Source organism: Microbacterium sp. SORGH_AS_0421 (assembly GCF_030818635.1).
Lineage (GTDB): Bacteria > Actinomycetota > Actinomycetes > Actinomycetales > Microbacteriaceae > Microbacterium.
In genome coordinates this window covers 2,117,495-2,141,070 of sequence record NZ_JAUTAO010000001.1, presented here as the reverse complement: position 1 = coordinate 2,141,070, position 23,576 = coordinate 2,117,495, and the positions used below count along the sequence as shown (strand labels likewise).

The following is a 23,576-nucleotide window of genomic DNA, read 5'->3' as shown; positions in this document are numbered from 1 at the left end:
TCCCCTCATCTCATCCTCTTCACCCGTAACAGACACTGACAAAGGAGTCCATCCATGGCCGACTACGTCCTCGCCATCGACCAGGGCACGACCTCGACGCGCGCGATGATCTTCGACAAGTCCGGGAGCGTCGTCTCCGTCGGACAGAAGGAGCACGAGCAGATCTTCCCGCGCGCGGGATGGGTCGAGCATGACCCCGCCGAGATCTGGCGCAACACCCAGGAGGTGATCGGCCTGGCCCTCAGCCGCGCCGACATCACCCGCCACGACATCGCCGCCGTCGGCATCACCAACCAGCGCGAGACCGCGGTCGTGTGGGACAAGAACACGGGCAAGCCCGTGTACAACGCGATCGTCTGGCAGGACACGCGCACGCAGTCGATCGTCGACCGCCTCGCGGACGGCGACCCCGAGCGTTACAAGAGCATCGTGGGCCTGCCGCTGGCGACCTACTTCTCGGGGACCAAGATCGTGTGGATCCTCGAGAACGTCGACGGAGCGCGTGAGAAGGCCGAAGCCGGCGACCTGCTGTTCGGCACGACCGACAGCTGGGTGCTGTGGAACCTCACCGGCGGTATCGACGGCGGCGTTCACGCCACCGACGTCACCAACGCCAGCCGCACGCTCTTCATGGACCTCGAGACGCTCTCGTGGCGCGAGGACATCCTCGCGGACTTCGGCGTCCCCGTCTCGATGCTCCCCGAGATCCGCTCCTCCTCCGAGGTCTACGGCACCGTCGAGTCTTCGTCGCTGCTGCGCGAAACCCCGATCGCGGGCATCTTGGGCGACCAGCAGGCGGCGACCTTCGGCCAGGCGGCCTTCGACCCGGGCGAGAGCAAGAACACCTACGGAACGGGTAACTTCCTCATCTTCCAGACGGGCGAAGAGATCGTCCACTCCAAGAACGGCCTGCTGACGACGCTCGGGTACAAGCTGGGCGACCAGCCCGCGCGCTACGCTCTCGAGGGCTCGATCGCCGTGACCGGCTCGCTCATCCAGTGGCTGCGCGACCAGCTCGGCATCATCTCCTCGGCCCCCGAGGTCGAGAAGCTCGCCGAGAGCGTCGACGACAACGGCGGCGTGTACTTCGTGCCGGCGTTCTCGGGCCTGTTCGCACCGTACTGGCGTCCCGACGCACGCGGCGCGATCGTGGGTATGACCCGCTACGTCAACCGCGGTCACATCGCCCGCGCGGCCCTCGAGGCCACCGCCTTCCAGTCGCGCGAGGTCCTCGACGCGGTCAACGCCGACTCCGGCGTCGACCTGGCCGAGCTCAAGGTCGACGGCGGCATGACCGCCAACGACGCCCTGATGCAGTTCCAGGCCGACATCCTCGGCGTGCCGGTCGTACGTCCGGTCGTCGCCGAGACCACCGCCCTCGGGGCCGCCTACGCCGCGGGCCTCGCCGTGGGCTTCTGGGACAACCTCGACGACCTGCGCGCCAACTGGCAGGAAGACAAGCGCTGGGAGCCGAACATGGACGACGGCGAGCGCGAGCGCGAACTGCGCCTGTGGAAGAAGGCCGTCACCAAGTCGATGGACTGGATCGACGACGACGTGCGCTGATCCCGCCCCTCCCCCACGACGGAACCCCGTCGGCCTCGAGCCGGCGGGGTTCCGTCGTTCGCGTGCCCTTTCGCACGGAGGCGAGGCCGCTGAGCATGGGGGGCGTCACCCTCTCGAGACGCCGGGTGTGCGGCGTCCGGATGCCGCGACCCTCAACGCTGCGGCTTGGGATACGCCGCACGTACGGCGTCGGAGAGCAGGTAGTCCGAGACGCCGATGAGCAGGATCGCGAAGAGGATCTGCTCGGTCACGACCCAGAAGGGATAGAGACCGGGGATTGCCGCCAGCACGAGGGCGACGATGGGGAAGATGCGGCTGAACAGCTGCAGGCGGCGGAACGCCCAGTACCACCCGGCGCGGGCGCGCCAGAGGAAGTAGAACAGGGTCGTGGTGATCGCGAGCACCACGAGGCACCGCATCCACACCGCGAAACCGACGTCTTCGCCGTTCAGGGTCATGACGAAGGCGACCGCGACCGTCGCGACACCCAGCACGAAGCCCACGACCAGCAGCAACGTGATCGCCCGGAAGGCGCGGTGCACCTTCGGATCGGCGGAGACGGAGACGCGGTGATCGGCCTGGCGCCCGCCGGCGATCCGGTCGAGGCGGCGCAGGGCGGGTTCGAGCTGCATGCGCTCACTGTACGACGCCGGGCCGCGCCTCCCGCGACGCGCGGCGCTCAGCCCGCGGTGACCTCGGGCTCGTGTCGCACGGGGAAGTTCACCGAGTTGGCGATGAAGCACCACTCACGCGCCTGCCGGTGAGCGGCCAGCGCGGCCTCGACCATCGACTCCTCGGCGACGCGCACGCGGGGGCGAAGGACGACCTCGGTGAAGGCTCCCCCGCTGTTGCCGTCCTCCTGCATCGTCCCCGAAGCATCGTCCTCGTAGGCGGTGACGACGACACCGGTCGTGACGCACGCGTGCAGATACGACAGCAGATGGCACTCGCTCAGCGCCGCGATGAGCAGCTCCTCGGGGTTCCACTTGGCCGGGTCGCCCCGGAAGGGCTTGTCGGCGGATGCCGCGATCGCGGGCTTGCCGTCGACCTCGAGGGTCACGGCACGCTCATAGTCGCGATACCCGCTCGTGCCCGTTCCCAGATCGCCGGTCCAGGTCGAGCGCAGGCGGTAGTGATGCTCTCCGTTCATGCCCCCAGTCTGCCCCGTCCGCGCGGCAGGAGACGCCGGGGAACGTCGTCCGGCGATCCCTGGGAGCGACGATTCCCGGCCGCTCGCGCGATCTGGCCGCCCCCGTGGAAGAGGGGCCGGCCGGATACGATGGAGGGATGCCCGCAACACCTCCCGCCTCCGTCGAACTCGCCGTCGTGGACCGCAACGGCTTCGTCGAATCCCGTCACTACGGCGTCGCCGTGGTCCTCGCGCCCGACGGGACCGAGAAGCTCTCCCTCGGCGAGGCGGGCGCCCTGTTCCTCCCCCGCTCGAGCATGAAACCGCTCCAGGCCCTGGCGTGTCTGTCGGGCGGAGCCGAGCTGGCCGACGAGCGTCTCGCGATCTCGATGGCGAGCCACGCGGGCACCGAGCGTCACGCCGAGGTGGCCCGCGGCATCCTGCAGGCCGCCGGCCTCACCGAGGACGACCTGGGCTGCCCCGCCGCGTGGCCCACCGACACCGCTTCGCGTGACGAGATGGTGCGCGACCACGCCTCCCCCTCGCCGTTGCGCATGAACTGCTCGGGCAAGCACGCCGCGATGCTCGTGACGTGCGTGGCCAACGGCTGGAGCACGGGCGATTACCTCGACCCGCAGCACCCGCTCCAGGCGCACATCCGCGAGGTCATCGAGCGTCTCGTGGGTGAGCGTATGACGACGACCGCGATCGACGGCTGCGGCGCTCCCGTCTACGCCATGAGCCTCGTCGGGCTCGCTCGAGCCATCCAGCGCATCGCGACGTCGTCGGAGCGCTCCCCCTTCGCGCTGCACCGCAGCGCCGGCACCCTCGTGCGCGCGGTGAAAGAGAACCCGTGGACGATCGACGGCCCCGGTCGCCCCGACACGGTGGTCATCGAGCGACTCGGCGTGTTCTCGAAGATGGGCGCCGAGGGTGTGCAGGTCATGACCGCACCCGACGGCACCACGGTCGCTCTGAAGATGCTCGACGGCTCCAACCGCGCCGGACACGTCGTCGCCCTGCGGCTGCTCGAACGCGTCGGTGCCCTCACCTCGCAGGAGGTCGCCGACACCGTCGCGCAGCTTTCGCTGTCGGTGCTGGGCGGCGGCCACGAGGTCGGCTCCATCCGCTCCGCCGTCTGACCCGATCTCGTCCTGCGCGACGCGGGACGCTTCGAGTCAGATACCTCCGTCGACCGAGCGCGGGTGCGCGATCGGCTCGTCCGGCACGAGCACCTCGGTTTCGCGATTGAGGCTCTCGCCCCGGAAGAACGGCTTGGCCGCCGGGAACACGAACCAGAGCATCATCAGGACGACGCCGAGCGCGAGCGCACCGATTCCGACCACGAAGGTGCCCCCGATGCCCAGCAGCACGGTGTTGCCGTACTCGGGGTCGTACATGTCGATCGCCGACTGCACGAAGGCGTAGGTCAGCATGAGGGCTCCGAGCAGGGGCAGGATGCCGCGATAGACGAGGCTCTTCGCCGAGGAGAACAGCTGGCGGCGGTAGTACCAGACGCAGGCGTAGCCGGTCATGGCGTAGTAGAAGGCGATGGCGAGGCCGAGCGACAGGATCGAGTCCTGCAGGATGTTGTCGCTGATGAGCGTCATGCCCACGTAGTAGACGCTGGCGACGATCCCCATCACGAGGGTCGAGAACGACGGTGTGCGGTACCGGGGGTGCACCGTCTGGAAACGATGCGGCAGCGCCTTGTAGGCGGCCATGGCGAGCGTTCCGCGCGCCGTCGGGAGGATGGTGGTCTGCGTGGACGACACCGCCGAGATGAGCACGGCGACGACGAGGACCCATCCGAACGGACCGAACAGATCGTCCTTGAGGGCGAGGAACACGTCGTCGGCGTTCGCGGGGTTGGCCAGGCCCGCCCCGTCTTCTCCGACCCCGGCGTACATCATCGCCGCGACGGTGACCGTGACGTACGTGCCGAGCAGGATGACGGTCGTGAGCAATGCCGCGCGCCCGGGGATGCGCTGGGGGTCCTTGGTCTCTTCGTTGAGCGCCAGGCAGGTGTCCCAGCCCCAGTAGATGAAGAGGGCGAGCAGAACCGCCTCGGTGAACCCGCTCCAGTCCGTGAAACCGAACGGGTTGAACCATGCGAGGTCGAAAGGCGTGGGGTTCGGCGCGGTGCCGTCGAAGAACTTCCACAGCGCCAGCACCACGAACAGCGCGAGCACGACGTACTGCACCGCGAGCAGGATGTTCTGGATCCGCTCGCCGATCTCGACACCGCGGTAGCTGATGAAGGTCATCGCCGCGATGAACGCGACGCCGGTGGCGGTGACGAGCGGCACGTTCTGGGCGAGAGAGCCGTCACCGACGAGGGACCAGAGGTAGACACCCGCGATCTGCGAGAGATTGGCGAGCACGACGATCCCGGCGACCGCGACGCCCCAGCCGCCCATCCACCCGGCCCACGGACCGAAGGCCTTCGTGCTCCAGGTGAACGTGGTCCCGCAATCGGGCACCTCGTTGTTGAGCTCGCGATAGGCGAAGGCGATGAACAGCATCGGGATGAACGCGAGGACGAAAGCGATCGGCGCCGAAGCCCCCACCGCGAGGACGACGAATCCGAGGGTGGCGACGAGGGAATACACCGGAGCGGTGGATGCCAGACCGATCACGGTCGAGCCCCAGAGGCCGAGGGTGCCGGCGGCCAGGCCTTTGCCGGCCGTCCGTTCGGGTGCGGAGGTCATACGCCGAACGTAGAATCCGCGGGTCTCCGCGGTCAAGATGAATTTATGCGGGGCGACGGATGACGTCGAGCACGACGATCGAGATGTTGTCGCGCCCACCGTTCTCGAGCGCTGCCGCCATCATCGCGTCGACGGCCGCGGCCGGGTCGGCGTTCGCCTCGAGGAAATGACGGATGCCGAAGTCGGTGAGCTCCTTGGTCAAACCGTCGGAGCAGATGACGAAGCGGTCACCGTCGAGCACGTCGAGGCGAAGATAGTCGGGCTTGACGCTGTCGCTCGGGCCGACGGCCCGCGTGATGACGTTGCCGTAGGGGTGATTCTCCGCCTCTTCGGGACTGAGGCGTCCCGCCGCGATGAGCTCTTGGACCACCGAGTGATCGGTCGTCACCTGGACGATCTCGCCGTCGCGCAGAAGATACACGCGCGAGTCGCCGATGTTCAGGGTCACCCAGTGGGGTTCGTCCGTCTGGGTCTCGAGGTATACGCCCGTGAGGGTGGTGCCGGTGCCCTCGTCGGTCGTCTCCGGGTGGGCCACGATGTCCTTGACCGCGCGGGACAGGGCCTTCTCGATGTTCTTGGTCGAGACGGGACCGGTCGCGACGACGGCGCGGAGACGTTCGACGGTGCTCGCGCTGGCGATCTCTCCGCCCAGGTGTCCGCCCATACCGTCGGCCACCACGAACAGCGGGTAGTCGGCCAAGACCGCATCTTGATTGACCTCGCGGCGACGTCCGACCTCGGTGCTCGCTGCCCACGACAGCTCGAGGACGGTTTCGCCGAGCGAGACGGTGCGCGTGTGGGTGGTCACCTCGGGCACGAACGATCCTCCGGTTGGCCGACTGCGCCGGCGAAACCGCACGGCCCTGTCATCTTAGTCGACGCTCGCCCCCGATCCGCGGACGCGCCGCACGTGCGCCTGACCTCCGCGTCGATCACCCCGCGGCAGGATCCGCGGGGAGGGGCAGGATGCCGTCGAGCTCGACGAGGTCCTCCCCGCTCGGCGTCCACGCGGTAGCCGCGGCGGCGTTCGCTCGGACCTGCTCGGGACTCGTCGCTCCGGCGATCACGCTCGAGACGACGGGCTTGGACAGGAACCAGGCGAAGGTCGCCTCGAGCATGCTGATGCCGCGCGCGTCGCAGAACGCCTGGTAGCGCTCGAGCGCGTCCCACGGCGCCTCACTCCACAGATGCCGCCTCTGGCGCATGATGCGACTGTCCTCCGGCCCGCCGTCACGCGTGAACTTGCCGGTGAGCAGTCCGTTGTGCAGGGGGAAGAAGGGCAGGAGCCCCAGGCCGTAGCGCTCAGCCGCGGGAATGACCTCACGCTCTGCGGCGCGCGCGAGCAGGCTGTACTGATTCTGGGTCGAGACGAAACGCACCCCCCGCGCCGCGTGGTCGGCCTCGGCGATCTGCCACCCCGCGAAGTTCGAGTGGCCGACGTAACGGACCTTGCCCTCGCGAACCAAGTCGCTCAGAGCGTCGAGCGTCTCATCGATCGGGGTCGACGGATCGGGCGTGTGCAGCTGGTAGAGATCGATCCAGTCCGTCCGCAGGCGACGCAGCGAGGCTTCGACGGCGCGGCGCACATGCGTGCGGGACCCCTTCGCCCCTCCCGAGATCGCCGGCGCGAAGTCGGAGTGCCCGAACTTCGTCGCGAGGACGACCTGGTCGCGTCGTCCCTCGAGAGCCTCCCCCAGCAGGCTCTCGGACAGACCGAACTCGCGTCCGTACATGTCGGCGGTGTCGAGGAAGGTCACCCCCGCCCCGATGGCGGCGTCGAGTACCGCCCGCGTGCCCTCGATCGTCTCGGTCGCCGTGCCGGCGCGCCCGAAGTTGTTGCAGCCGAGGCCTACCGCGGATACGCGGAGTCCGGAACGGCCTACGCCGCGGAGGGGAAGAACGGGGGACGTCATCCCTCCACGCTATCGCCGCGTACGACGAAGGGCTCCCCGTCGTGACGAGGAGCCCTTCGATGACGTCAGACCTGGGGGCCTGCCGGCGGAGCCGGAGGCGGCGGGGTCGTACCCGTGGCCGGCGGGTTGTACGGCTGCTGCGCCGGGGGCGCGCCGTAGCCGGGGCCGGCGTATCCGCCACCGTTGCCGGCGACGGGCTGACTCGGCTGAACGGGGATGCCGTTCCACACCGTCTTGTCGGCGAGGAAGGAGTTGGCCCACGGCGCGGGAGCGATCGCGGGGTTCCATCGATTGTTGCTGAAGGCGATGATCGCGAGCCAGATGAGCGCGCCGATACCGGGGATCAACCACAGCAGGAGCAGCGGCCAGTCCTTACCGAGCTTGAGGCCGATGCGGTACGAGTACATGACCGCGACCGCAAGGATCGCGAGGCTGAAGATCGGGCCGATGACCGGGATGTTCGAGAGCACGCTCGAGGCGACCGCGACGATCAGGACCACCCACGGCGAGACATCGCCGAGCTTGGCGGCGATGAGGCCGTTGTATACGGGCACCCAGGCGCGCCACTTGCCCTGCACACCGGCCTTCTCGAAGATCTTCATGTAGAGGAACGACGAGATCACGTATGCCGCGACAGCGAGGATGAAGAGGATCGGGATCAGGACGAGCAAGACTGCTGCGAGAGCGGCGGCACCGCTCCCGTCGTCGTAGTAGTAGGAGTCACTCATGCGAGTTCCTTTCCAAGCGAGTGCGCGGGAAGCATCCATGCGCCCCCCGCGTCTCACATGCTAGCGATCCTGAGACTTTCCTGACAGGGGCGCGCGAGACTTATACAATCAGCGCCACCTCGCCGGGTGCGCCGGCGCGGAGCGTCCACCCCGCGCCCTCCGCCCATTCATGAAGGTCGTCGATGGTCTCGATCCGCGCTCGTTGCACGGCCAGCGCCCGGACCAGCTCCCCCTTCGCGTGTTTGTTGAAGTGGTTGAGGGCGCGCGCCGCGCCGCCGGAGTCCTCGCTCATCACGCGGACGTACACCGCCGCCACCCCGGCGGGAAGGGGACCGAGCGCGGCGTACGCCTCCGAGCGCAGGTCGAGGACGAAGTCCGGCCGAAGCTCTGCCCACGCCTGGCTCACGGCGTCTGCCCAGATGCGTCGCAGCGCCGGAGTGCCCGGCAGCGATGTGCCCGCCGCGAGACGATAGGCCGGGATGCCATCGAGAGCTCCGACCGGTCCGAACGGCGCGGACTGGATCATCACGTGGTCGCCGAGCCAGGCACGCGCCGCGGCGTCGAGGCCGGCGGCATCCAGGGCATCGAAGAGGACCCCGGTGTAGCGATCGATCGCCGGCATGGTCGGCGCGGTACGCAGGGCCGCGTTGTCGCCGATCTCGTGCCGACGCTTCGCGCTGATCTTGAGTACCCGCGCGGCTTCTTCCTCATCGGAGGAGAGAGCGACCAGCGCATCGACGACGGTCTTGCGCGCACCGCTCAACGAGGGCAGGGGCAGCCCCGCGAGATCGAGAGGGAGGCCGTCGCCGCCCGGTCGCTTGGTCTCGGACGGGGGAAGAAGGACGAGCATGGGTTCTCCGCAGACAGACGACGCGCGCCGCCCGGAATCGGGCGACGCGCGTCGAGGGAAAGAGACGGTGTCAGGAGACGAGTGCCGCGTTTCCGGCGACGATCGTGAGTTCGTCGTTCGCCATCGACAGGAAGCCGTCCTCGGCGTTGGCGAGGATCTTCGAGCCGTCGGTACGGGTGATGCGCACCTCGCCCTGGGCGAGGATCGCGAGAACCGGCTCATGACCCTGCATGAAACCGATCTCACCCTCGACGGTCTTGGCCACGACGAGCGAGGCCTCCCCCGTCCACACCTCGGCGTCGGCCGACACCAGGCTCACGCGCAACGACATGTCAGCCGTTCTCCTTCTGGATCTGCGCCCACTTGGCCTCGACGTCGGAGATGCCACCGACGTTGAAGAACGCCTGCTCGGCAACGTGGTCGAACTCACCCTTGACGATCGCGTCGAACGACTCGATGGTCTCCTTGATCGGGACCGTGGAGCCCTCGACACCGGTGAATTTCTTGGCCATGTAGGTGTTCTGCGAGAGGAACTGCTGGATACGACGCGCACGCGACACGACGATCTTGTCCTCTTCCGAGAGCTCGTCGACACCGAGGATGGCGATGATCTCCTGCAGTTCCTTGTTCTTCTGGAGGATCTGCTTCACCGAGGTGGCCACGCGGTAGTGGTCGGCACCGATGTAGCGCGGGTCGAGGATGCGGCTCGTGGAGGTGAGCGGGTCGATGGCCGGGTAGAGACCCTTCGACGCGATCTCACGCGACAGCTCGGTGGTCGCGTCGAGGTGAGCGAAGGTGGTCGCCGGAGCCGGGTCGGTGTAGTCGTCGGCGGGGACGTAGATCGCCTGCAGCGAGGTGATCGAGTGGCCGCGCGTGGAGGTGATGCGCTCCTGGAGCACGCCCATCTCGTCGGCGAGGTTCGGCTGGTAACCCACGGCCGAGGGCATGCGGCCGAGCAGCGTCGAGACCTCGGAACCGGCCTGCGTGAAGCGGAAGATGTTGTCGATGAACAGCAGCACGTCCTGCTTCTGGACGTCACGGAAGTACTCAGCCATCGTCAGGGCCGACAGCGCGACGCGCAGACGCGTTCCCGGCGGCTCGTCCATCTGACCGAACACGAGGGCGGTCTTGTCGAAGACACCGGCCTCTTCCATCTCGCCGATGAGGTCGTTGCCCTCACGGGTACGCTCACCGACACCGGCGAACACCGAGACACCACCGTGGTCCTGCGCGACGCGCTGGATCATCTCCTGGATCAGGACGGTCTTGCCGACGCCGGCGCCACCGAAGAGGCCGATCTTTCCACCCTGCACGTACGGGGTGAGGAGGTCGATCGACTTGATGCCGGTCTCGAACATCTCGGTCTTGGACTCGAGCTGGTCGAAGCTGGGCGCCTTGCGGTGGATGCCCCAACGCTCGGTGATCTCGACCTGCTCACCGGGAGCGGCGTTGAGCACCTCACCGGTGACATCGAAGACCTTGCCCTTGGTGACGTCTCCGACGGGCACCGAGATGGGGCCGCGGGTGTCACGCACTTCCTGACCGCGGACGATGCCGTCGGTGGGCTTGAGGGCGATGGCGCGCACGAGGTCGTCACCGAGGTGCTGAGCGACCTCGAGGGTGATCTCGGTCGACTCGTCACCGATGGTGATCGTGGTCTTCAGCGCGTTGTAGATCTCGGGGATCGCGTCATGCGGGAACTCGATGTCGACGACCGGGCCGGTGACGCGCGCGACGCGTCCGACGACGGCCGCGTCGGTCTTCTCGGCGGTGAGGCTCATGGCTTCTTCTCTCCTTGGGAACTTACTTGCCGGATGCCAGAGCATCGGCGCCGCCGACGATCTCGGCGATCTGCTGCGTGATCTCCGCCTGACGCGCGTTGTTGCGCAGGCGGGTGTAGTCGGTGATGAGCTTGTCGGCGTTGTCGCTGGCCGACTTCATGGCCTTCTGCGTCGCGGCGTGCTTGGCGGCCGACGACTGGAGGAGGGCGTTGAAGATTCGGCTCTGGACGTAGACCGGCAGAAGCGCATCGAGCACGGTCTCGGCGTCCGGCTCGAACTCGTAGAGCGGGTAGATCTCGGCCTGACCCGGGGCCTCGTCGGCCTCTAGCACCTCGAGCGGAAGCAGGCGCACCGACTCGGGCGACTGCGTCATCATGCTGACGAAGCGGTTGTACACGAGGTGGATCTCGTCGACACCCTCGTTGTCGCCACCAGCGCGATACGCCTGGAGAACGGCATCCGAGATTTCCTCCGCGGTGGAGAACTGCGGGGTGTCGGTGTCACCGACCCACTGCGCGGCGCTCGCCATGCGGCGGAACTGGAAGTAGCCGACGGCCTTGCGACCCACCAGGTAGAACACCACGTCCTTGCCCTGCGAACGCAGGAGCTCGGCCAGCTCGAGAGCCTCGCGAAGGATCTGCGAGTTGAACGCTCCCGCCAGGCCTCGGTCGGAGGTGAACACGACCAGGGCCGAACGGCGGATGTTCTCGCGCTCGGTCGTCAGCGGGTGGTCGACGGAGGAGTGCGTGGCCACCGCGGAGACGGCGCTCGTGACGGCCCGCGCGAAGGGCGATGCCGCGCGCACACGCGCCATCGCCTTCTGGATGCGCGAAGCCGCGATGAGCTCCATCGCCTTCGTGATCTTCTTGGTCGTCTGAGCAGAAGAGATCTTCTGCTTGTAGACCCGCAGTTGTGCGCCCATGATTCCGTTCTCGTGTCGTCGCTATCAGCGACGGCCCTTGACGATCCGCTCCTGGTTGACGTCTTCCGCCTCGGCAGCGTCGACCTTCTCGGCGCCGACGACGCCCTGGTCCTTGCCGGGCTGGAATTCCTTCGCGAATGCGTCGATCTTCTGCTCGAGCTCCGCGAGCGTGTCGTCACCGAGCACGTTGGTCTCACGCAGGGTGTCGAGCACCGTCGAGTTGCGGCGGAGGTAGTCCAGCAGCTCGCGCTCGAAGCGCAGGACGTCGGACACCTCGACGGTGTCGAGCTTGCCGTTCGTTCCGGCCCAGATCGAGACGACCTGCTCCTCGACGGGGTACGGCGAGTACTGCGGCTGCTTGAGCAGCTCGGTCAGACGCGCACCGCGGGCGAGCTGACGACGTGAAGCCGCGTCGAGGTCGCTGGCGAACATCGCGAAGGCCTCGAGCGAGCGGTACTGCGCGAGCTCGAGCTTCAGGGTTCCCGACACCTTCTTGATCGACTTGACCTGAGCGTCACCGCCCACTCGCGAGACCGAGATACCCACGTCGACAGCGGGACGCTGGTTGGCGTTGAAGAGGTCGGACTGCAGGAAGATCTGGCCGTCGGTGATGGAGATCACGTTGGTCGGGATGTACGCCGAGACGTCGTTCGCCTTCGTCTCGATGATGGGCAGACCCGTCATCGAACCGGCACCGAGCTCGTCGGAGAGCTTCGCGCAGCGCTCGAGCAGACGCGAGTGCAGGTAGAAGACGTCGCCGGGGTAAGCCTCGCGGCCCGGCGGGCGGCGGAGCAGCAGCGAAACGGCACGGTAGGCCTCGGCCTGCTTCGACAGGTCATCGAAGATGATCAGCACGTGCTTGCCGCCGTACATCCAGTGCTGGCCGATGGCCGAGCCGGTGTAGGGGGCGAGGTACTTGAAGCCGGCGGGGTCGGACGCCGGGGCGGCGACGATGGTGGTGTACTCCATCGCGCCCGCCTCCTCGAGGGCGCCCTTCACCGAAGCGATGGTCGAGCCCTTCTGGCCGATCGCGACGTAGATGCAACGCACCTGCTTGTTGACGTCGCCGGACTCCCAGTTGGCCCGCTGGTTGATGATCGTGTCGATCGCGATCGCCGTCTTACCGGTCTGGCGGTCGCCGATGATGAGCTGACGCTGGCCACGACCGACGGGGATCATGGCGTCGATCGCCTTGATGCCGGTCTGCAGCGGCTCGTGGACGCTCTTGCGCTGCATGACGCCGGGAGCCTGGAGCTCGAGCGCGCGACGCCCCTCGGTCGCGATCTCGCCGAGACCGTCGATCGGGTTGCCGAGCGGGTCGACGACGCGGCCCAGGTAGCCGTCACCGACACCCACCGAGAGGACCTCACCGGTGCGAGTGACGCTCTGGCCTTCTTCGATGCCGGCGAAGTCGCCGAGGACGACCACACCGATCTCGTTCTCGTCGAGGTTCTGAGCGAGGCCCAGCGTGCCGTCCGCGAAGCGGATGAGCTCGTTGGCCATGACGCCCGGAAGGCCCTCGACGTGCGCGATGCCGTCGGCCGCGTCGACGACGGCGCCGACCTCGGTCGCCGCGGCGCCGGTGGGCTCGTAGGCGTTGACGAAGTCCTTCAGCGCGTCACGAATGACGTCGGGGCTGATAGAGAGATCTGCCATTGTCTTCCTTCGTTCGTGGGGCACTCGGCCCCCAGATCCACGCCCATTCGGGCGGAAAGTCTTTAGCCTGCGATCCGCTGGCGGAGGTCAGCGAGACGTGCGGACACGCTCGCGTCGATGACGTCGTCCGCGACCTGCACGCGCAGACCGCCGACCACCGTCGGGTCGATCACGGTGTTCAGCGTGACCGCTGAACCGTAACGTGCGCTGAGAGCGTTCTGCAGACGAGTCTGCTGTTCGGCGCTGAGGGGGGCTGCGGCGTACACGGTGGCGACGATCCGCGCGCGCTGGTCGGCGACGATGCGCTCGGCCCGGCGAAGCAGGGCGCGTACGCGGCGGCCGCGGGCGTGCTGCACCAGCGACGACACGATGAGTGCGGTGCCGGTGCTCGCGCGGCCGTCGAGAAGGGTCGAGACGAGCGACCCCTTCGCCGAGGCCCCGCCGAGGCGCCCACCGAGAGCGAGCTCGAGCTCGCCGTTGCTCGCGACGGTGCGCGAGAAGGCGAACAGCTCCGACTCGATGTCCGCCGACTCGGCGACCGAGGTCGCCTGGATCGCCAGCTCTTCGAGACCCTCGACGAACTGCCCGGCGTTCGACCAGCGCTGCTGGGCAGCGCTGGAGAGCAGGGCGACCGTGGCGGGACGGTAGGTGGAGCCGAAGACGGCCGAGACCAGCCCCGCGCGAGCGGGGGCCGGCACCGACGAGTCGGACAGCGCGCCGCTCAACTGCGACGATCCGCTCACGGCACCGACGGCCGCGAACAGCTCGCGCGCGACGTCGAGATCGACGCCCGACGTGGAGGCCAGGGCCTCCGTCGTCGCGGTCCGCGCCTGAGTGGTCGCGCTGCCCATTACTTGGCCGCCTTCTCGGACGCCTCGAGCTCGGCGAGGAAGCGGTCGACCACGGCGTTCGCACGCGCGTCGTCGGACAGGGTCTCACCGATCACGTTGCCGGCCAGGTCGACCGCGAGGGTACCGACCTCGGAGCGCAGCTGCACGAGGGTCGCCTGACGCTCCGCCTCGATCTGCGCGTGAGCGGACGCGGTGATGCGAGCGGCATCGGCTGCCGCGGTCTCGCGCGCCTCGGCGACGATCTTGCGACCGTCCTGGGTGGCGGACTCGCGGATCTCACCGGCTTCGCGGCGCGCCTCGGCGAGCTGAGCCGTGTACTGCTCGAGGGCGGCCTCGGCCTGACGCTGGGCCTCGTCGGCCTTCGCGATGTTGCCCTCGATGGCAGCACTGCGCTCGTCGAGCAGCTTCGCCATGCGCGGCAGAGCGACGCGCCACACCACGAAGATGATGACGACGAAGCACACCGCCGACCAGATGATGTCGTAGACCGCAGGAAGCAGCGGGTTGTGCGCTTCCCCCGCGGGCTCCGCGGCGAGAGTGACAAGAGCGTTCAGCATCCTGTCTCCTTACAGTGAATCGAGAGCGGCCGGGATCAAGTGAAGATGAAGCCGGTCGCGATACCGATGAAGGCGAGCGCCTCGGTGAAGGCGATACCGATGAACATCAGGACCTGCAGGCGGCCCGCGAGCTCGGGCTGACGGGCGACGCCCTCGATCGTCTTGCCGACGACGATGCCCACGCCGATGGCGGGGCCGATGGCGGCGAGACCGTAGCCGATCGTGGCGACGTTACCGGTGACCTGGGCGAGAACCGTAGTTGCGTCCACGGGTTTTTTCCTTTCGTTGGGTGGCTCGGCGTGCGCCGGGCCGCTCAGTGCTCTTCTGCGACCGCGAGCTGGATGTAGACCGCGGTGAGGATCGCGAAGACGTACGCCTGGAGGAAGGCGACGAAGATTTCGAACAGGGTGAAGGCGAAGCCGAAGGCCAGCGAACCGGCGCCGAGAGCCGTCCACCATCCGCTGAGCCCCACGACGAAGAACTGCGTCGCCGAGAAGAACAGGACCAGCATGAGGTGACCGACGACCATGTTCATCAGCAGACGCAGCGTCAGGGTGACGGGCCGGATGATGAAGGTGGAGAGGAACTCGAGCGGGACGATGACGATGTACAGCGGCCACGGGACGCCCGAGGGCAGCAGCGCGTTCTTGAAGAAGCCGGCGGGGCTCTTCTTGATGCCTGCGTAGATGAAGGTGACGTAGGCCACGATCGCGAGCAGCATCGGAACGGCGATGACGCTGGTGCCGGCGATGTTCAGGAACGGGATGACACCCGTGATGTTCATGAACAGCACCATGAAGAAGATGGTGGTGAGGATCGGCAGGAAGCGCTTGCCGTCCTTGCGTCCGAGGATGTCCTCGGCGATGTTGACGCGGACGAAGTCCAAGCCCATCTCGGCGACGCTCTGGAAGCGGCCGGGGACGACCTTCATGCGGCGAGTGCCGAGCACGAGGAAGAGAACGAGGGCCAGCGTCGCCAGCATCTGCGTGAGGTTGATACGCGTGATCGCGAAGATCGTGCCCTCGAACAGCACCGCATCCGGGAAGAACTCCGAGATGGACGGCGGGTGGAACTCGGCACCCGCGGACGCGAAGTTCGTGATCAGGGTCGCAGCTTGAGTAGTCAGCGCTGGCTCCAGCTTCGGGGCATCGGTGTGAACCGTTGCGACGATGGTCGGTGATTGTTACCCGAAGTGCGAGCCTGGAGAAGAGTTCCAATCGCGGGTGGGTACTACGGCAACCCTATCAAACTCCCGGCGGATCCATGAGTCCGAGTGCCGTGATCGTCTCGCCGACGGACTAATGGGCCTCGACGTGCCGCCTCATGAGATACGGGGGTCTCAGGATCGGCGATCACCCGCGTCGGGGTCGGTGGGCAGGGTCACGTCGCTCACGCTCGGGATACGCATGCGCAGCAACACGACCACGTCGACGGCGAGCGAGGCGATGACGCTGACGACGAGCGCCACGTAGAACACGACCGGGTCGACCCACCCCTGTCCGCGCAGCACCACGATCGCCACGATGAACAGGATGAGCTTCAGCAGCCACCCGCCCAGGACGATTCCGAAGAAGATCGGCACGTAGAGGGCATCTCCGAACCAGCGGTTCGCCACGAGGATGCTGATGGCCGTCACCGCGAGGAAGATCGCGCTGACCGCGACGCCCGACAGGGCGCTGCCGAGGCCTCCCCCGCCCCCGACGAGGAAGCCCACGACAGCCCCGAGCACGAGCAGCACCGCCGTCACGATGCCACCCCATACCAGGGCGGTGCGCAGCACCGGGGTACTGGAGAGAGGGCGACGAGGGGCGGGCGAAACACTGCTCATGAGGGGGACTCCGGTCGGGTGGGTCGGGGTCGGCGGGACAACCGCAGACGGTGCTGGGAGGGCAGGAGCGTGAGGACGGCGCAAGCGGCGACACCGGTCACGCCGAAGGCGATGCCGATCGCGTAGTCGCCGGGCCAGCCCTGCTGGGTGCCGATGTACATCAGCAGGAACGCGAGGCTCACCACGGCGGTCCAGCTGTAGAAGATGAGGACCGCGTCGCGGTCGGTGTGCCCCATGTCGAGCATGCGGTGGTGAAGGTGCTTGCGGTCCGGCGAGAAGGGCGATCTGCCCGCCCACTGCCGCCGAGCGACCGCGAGCCCGAAGTCGAGCAGGGGCAGCAGCACGATGACCACGGGCAACAGGATCGGGATGAAGGCACCGAGCAGCTGCGAACGGCCGATCTTCTCGGGATCGAGCACCGCGGGGTCGAGCTGACCGGTGATCGCGACGGCGGAGCTCGCCATGAGCAGCCCCAGCATGAGCGCGCCCGCGTCGCCCATGAAGAGCTTCGCCGGGGTCCAGTTCATCGGGAGGAAGCCCAGGCACGCCCCCACGAGCACCGCCGCGATGAAGGACGCGAGGTTGAAGTAGGTGCTCGCTCCGGTATCGCGCACGAGGAGGTACGAGTACGCGAAGAAGACGCCGTTGGCGATCAGGCAGACGCCCGCCACGAGACCGTTCAGCCCGTCGATGAAGTTCACGGCGTTCATGACGACGACCATCGCGAACACGGTCAGCAGGAAGCTCACCCAGCTCGATCCCACCGTGAGTGCGCCGATCGGCAACGACAGGATCTGCAGCTGACCGAACCAGGCGATGATGCCGGCCGCCACGAACTGCGCCCCGAGCTTGATCATCCAGTCGAGATCCCACAGGTCGTCTGCGACGCCGACGAGCACGATGAGCAGCACCGCCCCAAGCAGAGAGAGCACCGGGACGGGGTCGATCCAGAAGATCGCGAAGTAGGGGTTCCTGCTCGAGAGCGCGAAGGCGGCGACCACGCCGAGGAACATCGCGACACCACCGAGGCGCGGGGTGGGCGTCTTGTGCACATCGCGGTCGCGGATGCCGGGGTACAGCTTGAACCGCAGAGCGAGCTTCCACACCACCCACGACAGCGCGAGCGTGACCGCCGCCGTGAACAGGATGGTGAGGAGGTATTGGGTCACGGACCCGGCGCCTCGGCATCCGGGGTCGTTGCGGAGGGTGTCGCGAGGGGGTCCACGACCTCGTCGACGGGGTCCGGCTCGAGGAGGTCGCCCACCACCGCGCGCAGACGGTCGCGCGAGATCGCGCCCTCGCGCAGCACGCGGATCTGCGGTTCCGCTCCCCCGACGAGTGTCGTGGCATCGATGATCGTCGAGGCGACGCCCGTCTCGCTGACGCCGGCGTCGAGGTAGGCCGCCACACTGTCGCCGAGCATGTCACGAGCGGAGTCGATGTCGACCGCCGCTGCTCGACCCGTGAGGTTCGCGCTCGACACCGCGAGCGGTCCGGTCTCTTCGAGCAGTTCGAGCGTCATCTTCTGCGCGGGCATGCGCACCGCGACCGTGCCGTGCGTGTCACCGAGGTCCCACGAGAGCGAGGGCTGGGCGGGAAGCACGATCGTCAGCCCTCCCGGCCAGAACTCGCGAACGAGATCGTCGACGGCGGGAGGGATCTCGGCGACGAGGGCCCGCAGCGTCCCGACTCCGGGAACGAGGACGGGCGGCGGCTGCTGGCGTCCGCGGCCCTTCGCCTCGAGCAGGCCCGCGACGGCACGCGCGTTGAAGGCGTCCGCGGCGATTCCGTAGACGGTGTCGGTGGGGAGCACGACGAGCTCGCCGCGGCCGATCGCTTGACGCGCGTGGCGCATTCCGGACAGCAGCTGCGATTCGTCACGGCAGTCGTAGACGGGTGACATAACGCGCGTCAGTCTAGTCGCGCGCCGCCCTCCGCGTGGTCACGGACGGGTGGCGGTGGTGGCGCGATCCCTGCTCGTCAGATCGCGGTGGGTCGCGGCCGAGCGCCAGCCGTCGGCGACGAGGATGTCGCGGATGGCCTCGCCCTGCCACTCGCCGTGCTCGATGACGATCATCGCCCCGGGGTGACCGAGCCGGAGTCCGACGCGGCTGAGATGGCGCACGGCATCCAGTCCGTCCGGTCCCCCGTACAGCGCCGCCGGCGGGTCGTAGAGACGCACCTCGGGATCACGCGGGATCGCGTCGTCGGGAACGTAAGGAGGGTTGGATGCCACGACCGACACGGTTCCGTCGAGCTCGCGGAACGCGTCGGCGAGGTCGACGAAGGCGAGTGTGACGTTGTCGGCACCGACGCGGGCCACGTTCTGCTTCGTCCAGACGAACGCATCAACCGAGTTCTCGGCGGCGAAGACACGGGCGTGGGGCACCTCGGTGGCCATCGCGAGCGCGATCGCGCCGCTGCCGGTTCCGAGATCGACCGCGATCGGCGCCTCGGATGCCGCAGAGCGCAGCGCGTCGATCGCGAGCTGGGCCACCATCTCCGTCTCGGGGCGCGGGACGAACACGCCCGGTCCCACCGCCAGCTCCAGGGAACGGAACGGCGCGAGACCGGTGAGGTGCTGCAGGGGCTCACGGGCCGCACGGCGGTCGAGCAGAGGGGCGAGGGCGCGCGCGGCGGGCTCCGGCATCCGGTCTCCGCGGATGGCGGCGGCCTGCACCCCGCCGCGGGAGGAGTCGAGCACATGGGCGACGAGGAGTTCGGCGTCGACCTGCGGATCAGGTACTCCCGCCGCGTGCAGTCGCTGCGCGGCGGAGCGCAGGACATCGGCGACCGAAAGGGCCGTGGGGACGGGGAGCGGGACGGTCTCTGGCATGACGGGAGCCCAGCCTAGTCGCGCGGCGTCACACGGGCCGGCGGTGTCGGAAGGCTCGCCTAAAATGATCGCGTCCCGACCGACGGCGAAAGGCGAGCCATGCCCGGCATCCACTCCGACATCACCTCTGCATTCGGCGACACGCCGCTCGTGCGGCTGAACCGCGTCGCCGAAGGCGCGGGCGGCCAGATCCTCGCCAAGCTCGAGTTCTACAACCCCGCCTCGAGCGTCAAGGACCGCCTCGGCATCGCCATCATCGACGCGGCCGAAGCCTCGGGCGAGCTCAAGCCCGGCGGCACGATCGTCGAGTCGACGAGCGGCAATACCGGCATCGCACTCGCCATGGTGGGCGCCGCACGCGGGTACAAGGTCATCCTCACGATGCCGGCCTCGATGTCGAAGGAACGCCGCATCCTGCTCAAGGCCTTCGGCGCCGAGCTCGTACTCACCGATCCCACCAAGGGCATGTCGCACGCCGTGGACGAGGCCAAGCGCATCGTCGCCGAGACGCCGGGCGCCGTCTGGGCCCGCCAGTTCGAGAACGAGGCGAACCCCGCGATCCACCGCAAGACCACGGCCGAAGAGATCCTGCGCGACACCGAGGGCAAGGTCGACTACTTCGTCGCCGGAATCGGCACCGGCGGCACCATCACCGGCGTCGGCCAGGTGCTCAAGGAGCGCGTGCCCGGGGTCAAGGTCGTCGCCGTCGAGCCCCGCCGACTCCCCCGTGCTCACCAAGGGCCACCCCGGTCCCCACAAGATCCAGGGCATCGGCCCCAACTTCGTGCCCGCGATCCTCGACCGCGACATCATCGACGAGGTGATCGACGTCGAGTTCGACGACGCGATCCGCCTGGCCCGTGAGACGGCTGCGAAAGACGGCATCCTGGTCGGCATGTCGTCGGGTGCGGCGATCTGGGCGGCCCTCGAGGTCGCGCGGCGCCCCGAGGCGGCGGGCAAGAACATCGTCGTCATCATCCCCTCCTACGGCGAGCGGTACCTCTCGACGGCGCTCTACGAGCACCTGCGCGAAGACTGACGTGGGGGTCCTCTCCCGCATCCGCGAAGACATCTCCTCGGCCAAGCTCCGCGATCCCGCGGCGCGCGGCGGCCTCGAGATCGCGCTGCTGTACCCGGGGCTTCACGCCGTGTGGGCGTACCGCATCGCGAACCGGCTCTGGCGACGGGGTCTGCGCTTCCCGGCGCGGGCCCTGTCGCAGGTGACCCGGTGGCTCACCGGGATCGAGATCCACCCCGGCGCCGCGATCGGTCGACGCTTCTTCATCGATCACGGCATGGGTGTCGTGGTCGGCGAGACGGCCGAGGTCGGCGACGACGTGATGCTGTACCACGGCGTCACCCTGGGCGGTCGTCAGCGCGAGGGCGGCAAACGCCACCCGACCCTGCACGACGGGGTCGCGGTCGGCGCCGGGGCGAAGATCCTCGGGCCGATCACGATCGGCGCCCGCAGCGCCGTCGGCGCCAACGCCGTCGTGACCGCGGATGCCCCGGCCGACAGCGTGCTCGTCGGCGTCCCCGCCAAAGCGCGTCAACGCCGTGCCGGCGAGGACACCCGCGCGGTGCTGACGACGCCCGAGTACTGGATCTGAACACCCCCGTGCGGGTCCGCCATCGCCGCGTTCCCGCACGGGGGTGGGTCGGTCAGACCGACAGGCGGTTCTCCGCCGCGGCCAGGTGGTCGTAGCCCGGGGTGCGCAGCATCTCATGCAGGTGGCGGCGTCGCACGCCCATGTTGCCGCCGTCGTAGATCGGCAGGCACAGCACGTCCTGCATGATGCCGCCGAGCGGTACGCGGTCGCCGTAGGAGTCCACCCCGACGAGGCGCATCGCGTCATAGACCGTCTGCACGGCGAGCTCGGAGTTGTAGATCTTCGACATGTTCGACAGCTCGCGGTCGAGGCCCCCGGTCTTGTCGAAGTGGTCGGCGGCCTTCCAGGCGAAGTACCGGCCGACCTCGATCCGCGTCTTGATGTCGGCGAGCATGTATCCGGCGTTCTGGTGGTCGATGACCGGCACACTGCCCGAGCGCTTCTCGGTCGAGACGAAGTCGTACGCGATCTCGAAGGCACGGCGCATCTTGCCGACCGCCGCCGCGGCGATGCTGGAGCACGTCCACGAGAACGATCCCTTCGTCAGCGCCATCCCGTCACCGGGCGCACCGATGAGGTTCTCCACGGGCACGCGGACGTCGACGAAGTCCACGTACGGCGAGTTCGTGGCGAGGTGGCCCATCGTGTCGATGATGCCCGAGAAGGTGACACCGGGCGTGCCCTTCTCGACGACGATGATCGCGAGCGACTCGGCCGGGGGCTTGGTCTCGTCGATGCGGCAGACGACGCTGATGATGTCGGCGCCCTCGTCGTCCCAGCCCGAGGCGTTGGTCGTGTACGCCTTCCGCCCGTTGATGACCCACTCGTCACCGTCGCGGACGGCGAAGGTCTGCACGCCGTACTTCGGGTCGGGGTGATCGAAGTTGGCGCCTCCCGCCGCCTCCGTGAACGCGATCGCCGCGAGAGCGGGGCTGCCGTCGACGAAGGGCGCGAGGAAGCGTTCCTTCTGCTCGGGCGTGCCCGCCGTGATGATCGGGAAGGTGCCGAGACCGGTACCGAGGACGATGGTCGGGGTGTTGATCTCGACGCGCGCGAGCTCCTCGCACGCGAGGGCGAACTGCAGGTTGCTGAAGCGGTGCCCGCCGTTCTCGACCGGGATGAGTCCCTTGACGAATCCGGCATCCACCATCTGCTGGTAGAAGGGCTTCAGGGCGCGGAACCGGTCGAGCGGGTCGGGAATCGGCGCGATGACGTCGGGAACCTGGCTGAGCACGGTCTCGGCGAACTCCCGCGCTTGCAGGCGCAGACCGAGCTGCTCTTCGGAGAGGGTGAAGTCGATGGCCACGGATGAGCTCCTGTCTCGTCGGATGAGGTGTGGGTAGCGTCGCAGCGCCGCGGACCGCGGGAATTGGACGCGCGTGCACGACGGCGAGGACGACAGTGCACGCGATGCAGCGGTGAGCACTTCGTTACCGGGATGACACGCGACGCGGCGTCCCGGGTAACAGCACGTTGCTCTGCTGAGTTCGTCGACATGCGCGGGCCGCCGAGGAGGAACCGATGAATCGATGGGACACTCGCGAGCGACCGCCGCGAGAACAGTTCGCGTACTGGCGCGAAGTCGTGTGCGCCGCCTTCACACCGCTCAGCCCCGCGGCGCGCGACGCGCGCGACGACTGGTCCCGCGTGGGTCTGGAGGGCCGGGTCGAGAGCAGGCCGTTCGGCCACACCACCGGTGCCGAGATCGCGACGTGCGCACAGGTCATCCACCACGGCCCCGACGAGGTGCGCCGCGTCGAGGACGAGGTCGTCTTCGTCAACCTCATGCTCGACGGACGCTGCGTCGTCTCGCAGGACGGCCGACGCAGCATGTCGGGTCCGGGGACGTTCTCGATCGTGGATGCCACCCGCTCGTTCACGCTGGACTACCTCGACCCGTGGCGGACGGTGTCGTTCCGCGTGCCGGCTCACGACATCCCCGACGTCCTGCGAGCGGATGCCACGGCACGCACGTTCTCCGCCGCGACCGGGCTCGGCGCAGTCATCGCCGACACCCTGCGCTCCTCGTGGGAGCAGGCGTCGAGAATGACCGACAGCGAAGCGGATGCCGTGGGGGTCGCCGTCGCGTCTCTGAGCCGGGCCCTCACGCATTCCGCGACGACCGAATCCCTCGGCGACGAACGGGGCGGCGACGAGGCGCTGCGTCGCAGCATCGAGCGCCACCTCGAGCGCCACATCCGGTTCGTGGACACGTCGCCGACAGCCATCGCTCGACACTTCGCCGTCTCGGTGCGAAAGCTCCACCAGCTGTACGAGGACGCTCCCCTCACGTTCGGCCAGACCGTCATGCGCGTGCGGGTGCGGGAGTGCGCCGACGACCTGCGCGCGGAGCGCGGGCGGATGACGATGACGCAACTCGCCGCCAAGTGGGGCTTCAGCGACCTGTCGCACCTGCACCGGGCCTTCCGCCACCACCTCGGGCAGACGCCCCGCGAGATCCTGGAGCACCTCGACGACGACAGCGCCCTGTGGGAGCGCGCCGGGTAGCCGTCCTGCGCTGGGGTGTCCGTGCAGCCTCGCGAGGCGGATCGCGCCGGGTAGCTGTCGCAGCCTCGTGAGGCACGTCGCAGCGCGTGGACGTGGGTCGCGGCGGTCCGTGGCGTTTGTGAGAGACGCG

The 23,576-nt window shown here is 68.3% G+C and carries 24 protein-coding genes and 1 pseudogene; 5 read left to right on the top strand and 20 right to left on the bottom strand.

Annotated features, from left to right (window positions below; all coding sequences use genetic code 11):
- Positions 1-54: 54 nt before the first annotated feature.
- Entirely contained in the window at positions 55-1,566 is a 1,512-nt protein-coding gene (gene glpK, locus QE416_RS10215; RefSeq protein WP_210071956.1) for a glycerol kinase GlpK, read from the top strand.
- Positions 1,567-1,718: 152 nt separating this feature from the next.
- Here glpK and QE416_RS10210 read toward each other — a convergent pair whose 3' ends face one another.
- Together QE416_RS10210 and QE416_RS10205 are read right to left on the bottom strand one after the other, a co-directional pair.
- Entirely contained in the window at positions 1,719-2,198 is a 480-nt protein-coding gene (locus QE416_RS10210) for a hypothetical protein (protein ID WP_210071957.1), read from the bottom strand.
- A gap of 47 nt (positions 2,199-2,245) precedes the next feature.
- Positions 2,246-2,716 carry an OsmC family protein gene (locus QE416_RS10205; RefSeq protein ID WP_307315854.1) on the bottom strand — a complete coding sequence of 157 codons (471 nt, stop codon included), beginning with the start codon at positions 2,714-2,716 and terminating at the stop codon, positions 2,246-2,248.
- A 137-nt stretch (positions 2,717-2,853) separates the two neighbouring features.
- On the opposite strand from QE416_RS10205, the gene QE416_RS10200 reads away from it, so the two are divergent.
- Complete coding sequence (locus QE416_RS10200) at positions 2,854-3,837, top strand: asparaginase (RefSeq protein ID WP_307315851.1); 984 nt, start codon at positions 2,854-2,856, stop codon at positions 3,835-3,837.
- A 36-nt stretch (positions 3,838-3,873) separates the two neighbouring features.
- On the opposite strand, the gene QE416_RS10195 is transcribed toward QE416_RS10200, so the two are convergent.
- From QE416_RS10195 to prmC, 17 genes are all read right to left on the bottom strand, one after another.
- The gene (locus QE416_RS10195) at positions 3,874-5,406 is read right to left on the bottom strand and encodes an APC family permease (protein ID WP_307315848.1); all 1,533 of its coding nucleotides are present in this window, start codon (positions 5,404-5,406) and stop codon (positions 3,874-3,876) included.
- 43 nt (positions 5,407-5,449) lie between these two features.
- Positions 5,450-6,223, bottom strand: coding sequence for a PP2C family serine/threonine-protein phosphatase (locus tag QE416_RS10190; RefSeq protein ID WP_267786544.1), 774 nt, complete (start codon positions 6,221-6,223; stop codon positions 5,450-5,452).
- A 115-nt stretch (positions 6,224-6,338) separates the two neighbouring features.
- The gene (locus QE416_RS10185; protein ID WP_307315844.1) at positions 6,339-7,319 is read right to left on the bottom strand and encodes an aldo/keto reductase; all 981 of its coding nucleotides are present in this window, start codon (positions 7,317-7,319) and stop codon (positions 6,339-6,341) included.
- A 65-nt stretch (positions 7,320-7,384) separates the two neighbouring features.
- Positions 7,385-8,047 carry a large exoprotein gene (locus tag QE416_RS10180; RefSeq protein ID WP_210071963.1) on the bottom strand — a complete coding sequence of 221 codons (663 nt, stop codon included), beginning with the start codon at positions 8,045-8,047 and terminating at the stop codon, positions 7,385-7,387.
- 100 nt (positions 8,048-8,147) lie between these two features.
- Positions 8,148-8,897, bottom strand: a complete 750-nt coding sequence (locus QE416_RS10175) for a YaaA family protein (RefSeq protein ID WP_307315841.1) — start codon at positions 8,895-8,897, stop codon at positions 8,148-8,150.
- A 70-nt stretch (positions 8,898-8,967) separates the two neighbouring features.
- A complete protein-coding gene (locus QE416_RS10170; RefSeq protein ID WP_058597269.1) occupies positions 8,968-9,228 on the bottom strand; it encodes a F0F1 ATP synthase subunit epsilon in 261 nt (86 codons plus the stop codon).
- A gap of 1 nt (position 9,229) precedes the next feature.
- Entirely contained in the window at positions 9,230-10,678 is a 1,449-nt protein-coding gene (gene atpD, locus QE416_RS10165; RefSeq protein WP_210071965.1) for a F0F1 ATP synthase subunit beta, read from the bottom strand.
- 22 nt (positions 10,679-10,700) lie between these two features.
- The gene (locus QE416_RS10160; protein ID WP_210071966.1) at positions 10,701-11,600 is read right to left on the bottom strand and encodes a F0F1 ATP synthase subunit gamma; all 900 of its coding nucleotides are present in this window, start codon (positions 11,598-11,600) and stop codon (positions 10,701-10,703) included.
- Between the two features lie 24 nt (positions 11,601-11,624).
- Entirely contained in the window at positions 11,625-13,256 is a 1,632-nt protein-coding gene (gene atpA, locus QE416_RS10155) for a F0F1 ATP synthase subunit alpha (RefSeq protein ID WP_103210257.1), read from the bottom strand.
- Positions 13,257-13,318: 62 nt separating this feature from the next.
- Entirely contained in the window at positions 13,319-14,107 is a 789-nt protein-coding gene (locus tag QE416_RS10150; protein WP_210071967.1) for a F0F1 ATP synthase subunit delta, read from the bottom strand.
- A complete protein-coding gene (locus QE416_RS10145; protein ID WP_103210253.1) occupies positions 14,107-14,664 on the bottom strand; it encodes a F0F1 ATP synthase subunit B in 558 nt (185 codons plus the stop codon). Before QE416_RS10145 ends, QE416_RS10150 begins: the two co-directional genes overlap by 1 nt.
- Positions 14,665-14,699: 35 nt before the next feature.
- Positions 14,700-14,933 carry a F0F1 ATP synthase subunit C gene (gene atpE, locus QE416_RS10140; protein WP_043360904.1) on the bottom strand — a complete coding sequence of 78 codons (234 nt, stop codon included), beginning with the start codon at positions 14,931-14,933 and terminating at the stop codon, positions 14,700-14,702.
- 44 nt (positions 14,934-14,977) lie between these two features.
- On the bottom strand, positions 14,978-15,790 hold the full coding sequence (atpB, locus tag QE416_RS10135) for a F0F1 ATP synthase subunit A (RefSeq protein WP_373458879.1): 813 nt from the start codon (positions 15,788-15,790) through the stop codon (positions 14,978-14,980).
- A gap of 213 nt (positions 15,791-16,003) precedes the next feature.
- On the bottom strand, positions 16,004-16,492 hold the full coding sequence (locus QE416_RS10130; RefSeq protein WP_307315833.1) for a hypothetical protein: 489 nt from the start codon (positions 16,490-16,492) through the stop codon (positions 16,004-16,006).
- Complete coding sequence (locus QE416_RS10125; protein WP_115920134.1) at positions 16,489-17,661, bottom strand: MraY family glycosyltransferase; 1,173 nt, start codon at positions 17,659-17,661, stop codon at positions 16,489-16,491. The genes QE416_RS10130 and QE416_RS10125 overlap by 4 nt, the downstream gene beginning before the upstream one ends.
- Complete coding sequence (locus QE416_RS10120; protein WP_210071969.1) at positions 17,658-18,395, bottom strand: L-threonylcarbamoyladenylate synthase; 738 nt, start codon at positions 18,393-18,395, stop codon at positions 17,658-17,660. Before QE416_RS10120 ends, QE416_RS10125 begins: the two co-directional genes overlap by 4 nt.
- Before the next feature lie 39 nt (positions 18,396-18,434).
- Positions 18,435-19,328 carry a peptide chain release factor N(5)-glutamine methyltransferase gene (gene prmC, locus QE416_RS10115; RefSeq protein ID WP_307315825.1) on the bottom strand — a complete coding sequence of 298 codons (894 nt, stop codon included), beginning with the start codon at positions 19,326-19,328 and terminating at the stop codon, positions 18,435-18,437.
- 99 nt (positions 19,329-19,427) lie between these two features.
- On the opposite strand from prmC, the pseudogene cysK reads away from it, so the two are divergent.
- Positions 19,428-20,367 (top strand): annotated as a pseudogene (gene cysK, locus QE416_RS10110) (cysteine synthase A).
- A 1-nt stretch (position 20,368) separates the two neighbouring features.
- A complete protein-coding gene (gene epsC, locus QE416_RS10105) occupies positions 20,369-20,938 on the top strand; it encodes a serine O-acetyltransferase EpsC (RefSeq protein WP_307315823.1) in 570 nt (189 codons plus the stop codon).
- A 52-nt stretch (positions 20,939-20,990) separates the two neighbouring features.
- Here the strand turns inward: epsC and QE416_RS10100 are convergent, their stop codons facing one another.
- Complete coding sequence (locus QE416_RS10100; RefSeq protein WP_307315821.1) at positions 20,991-22,244, bottom strand: acyl-CoA dehydrogenase family protein; 1,254 nt, start codon at positions 22,242-22,244, stop codon at positions 20,991-20,993.
- A gap of 215 nt (positions 22,245-22,459) precedes the next feature.
- Between QE416_RS10100 and QE416_RS10095 the strand changes: the two genes are divergently transcribed.
- The gene (locus QE416_RS10095) at positions 22,460-23,446 is read left to right on the top strand and encodes a helix-turn-helix domain-containing protein (protein WP_307315816.1); all 987 of its coding nucleotides are present in this window, start codon (positions 22,460-22,462) and stop codon (positions 23,444-23,446) included.
- Positions 23,447-23,576 lie beyond the last annotated feature (130 nt).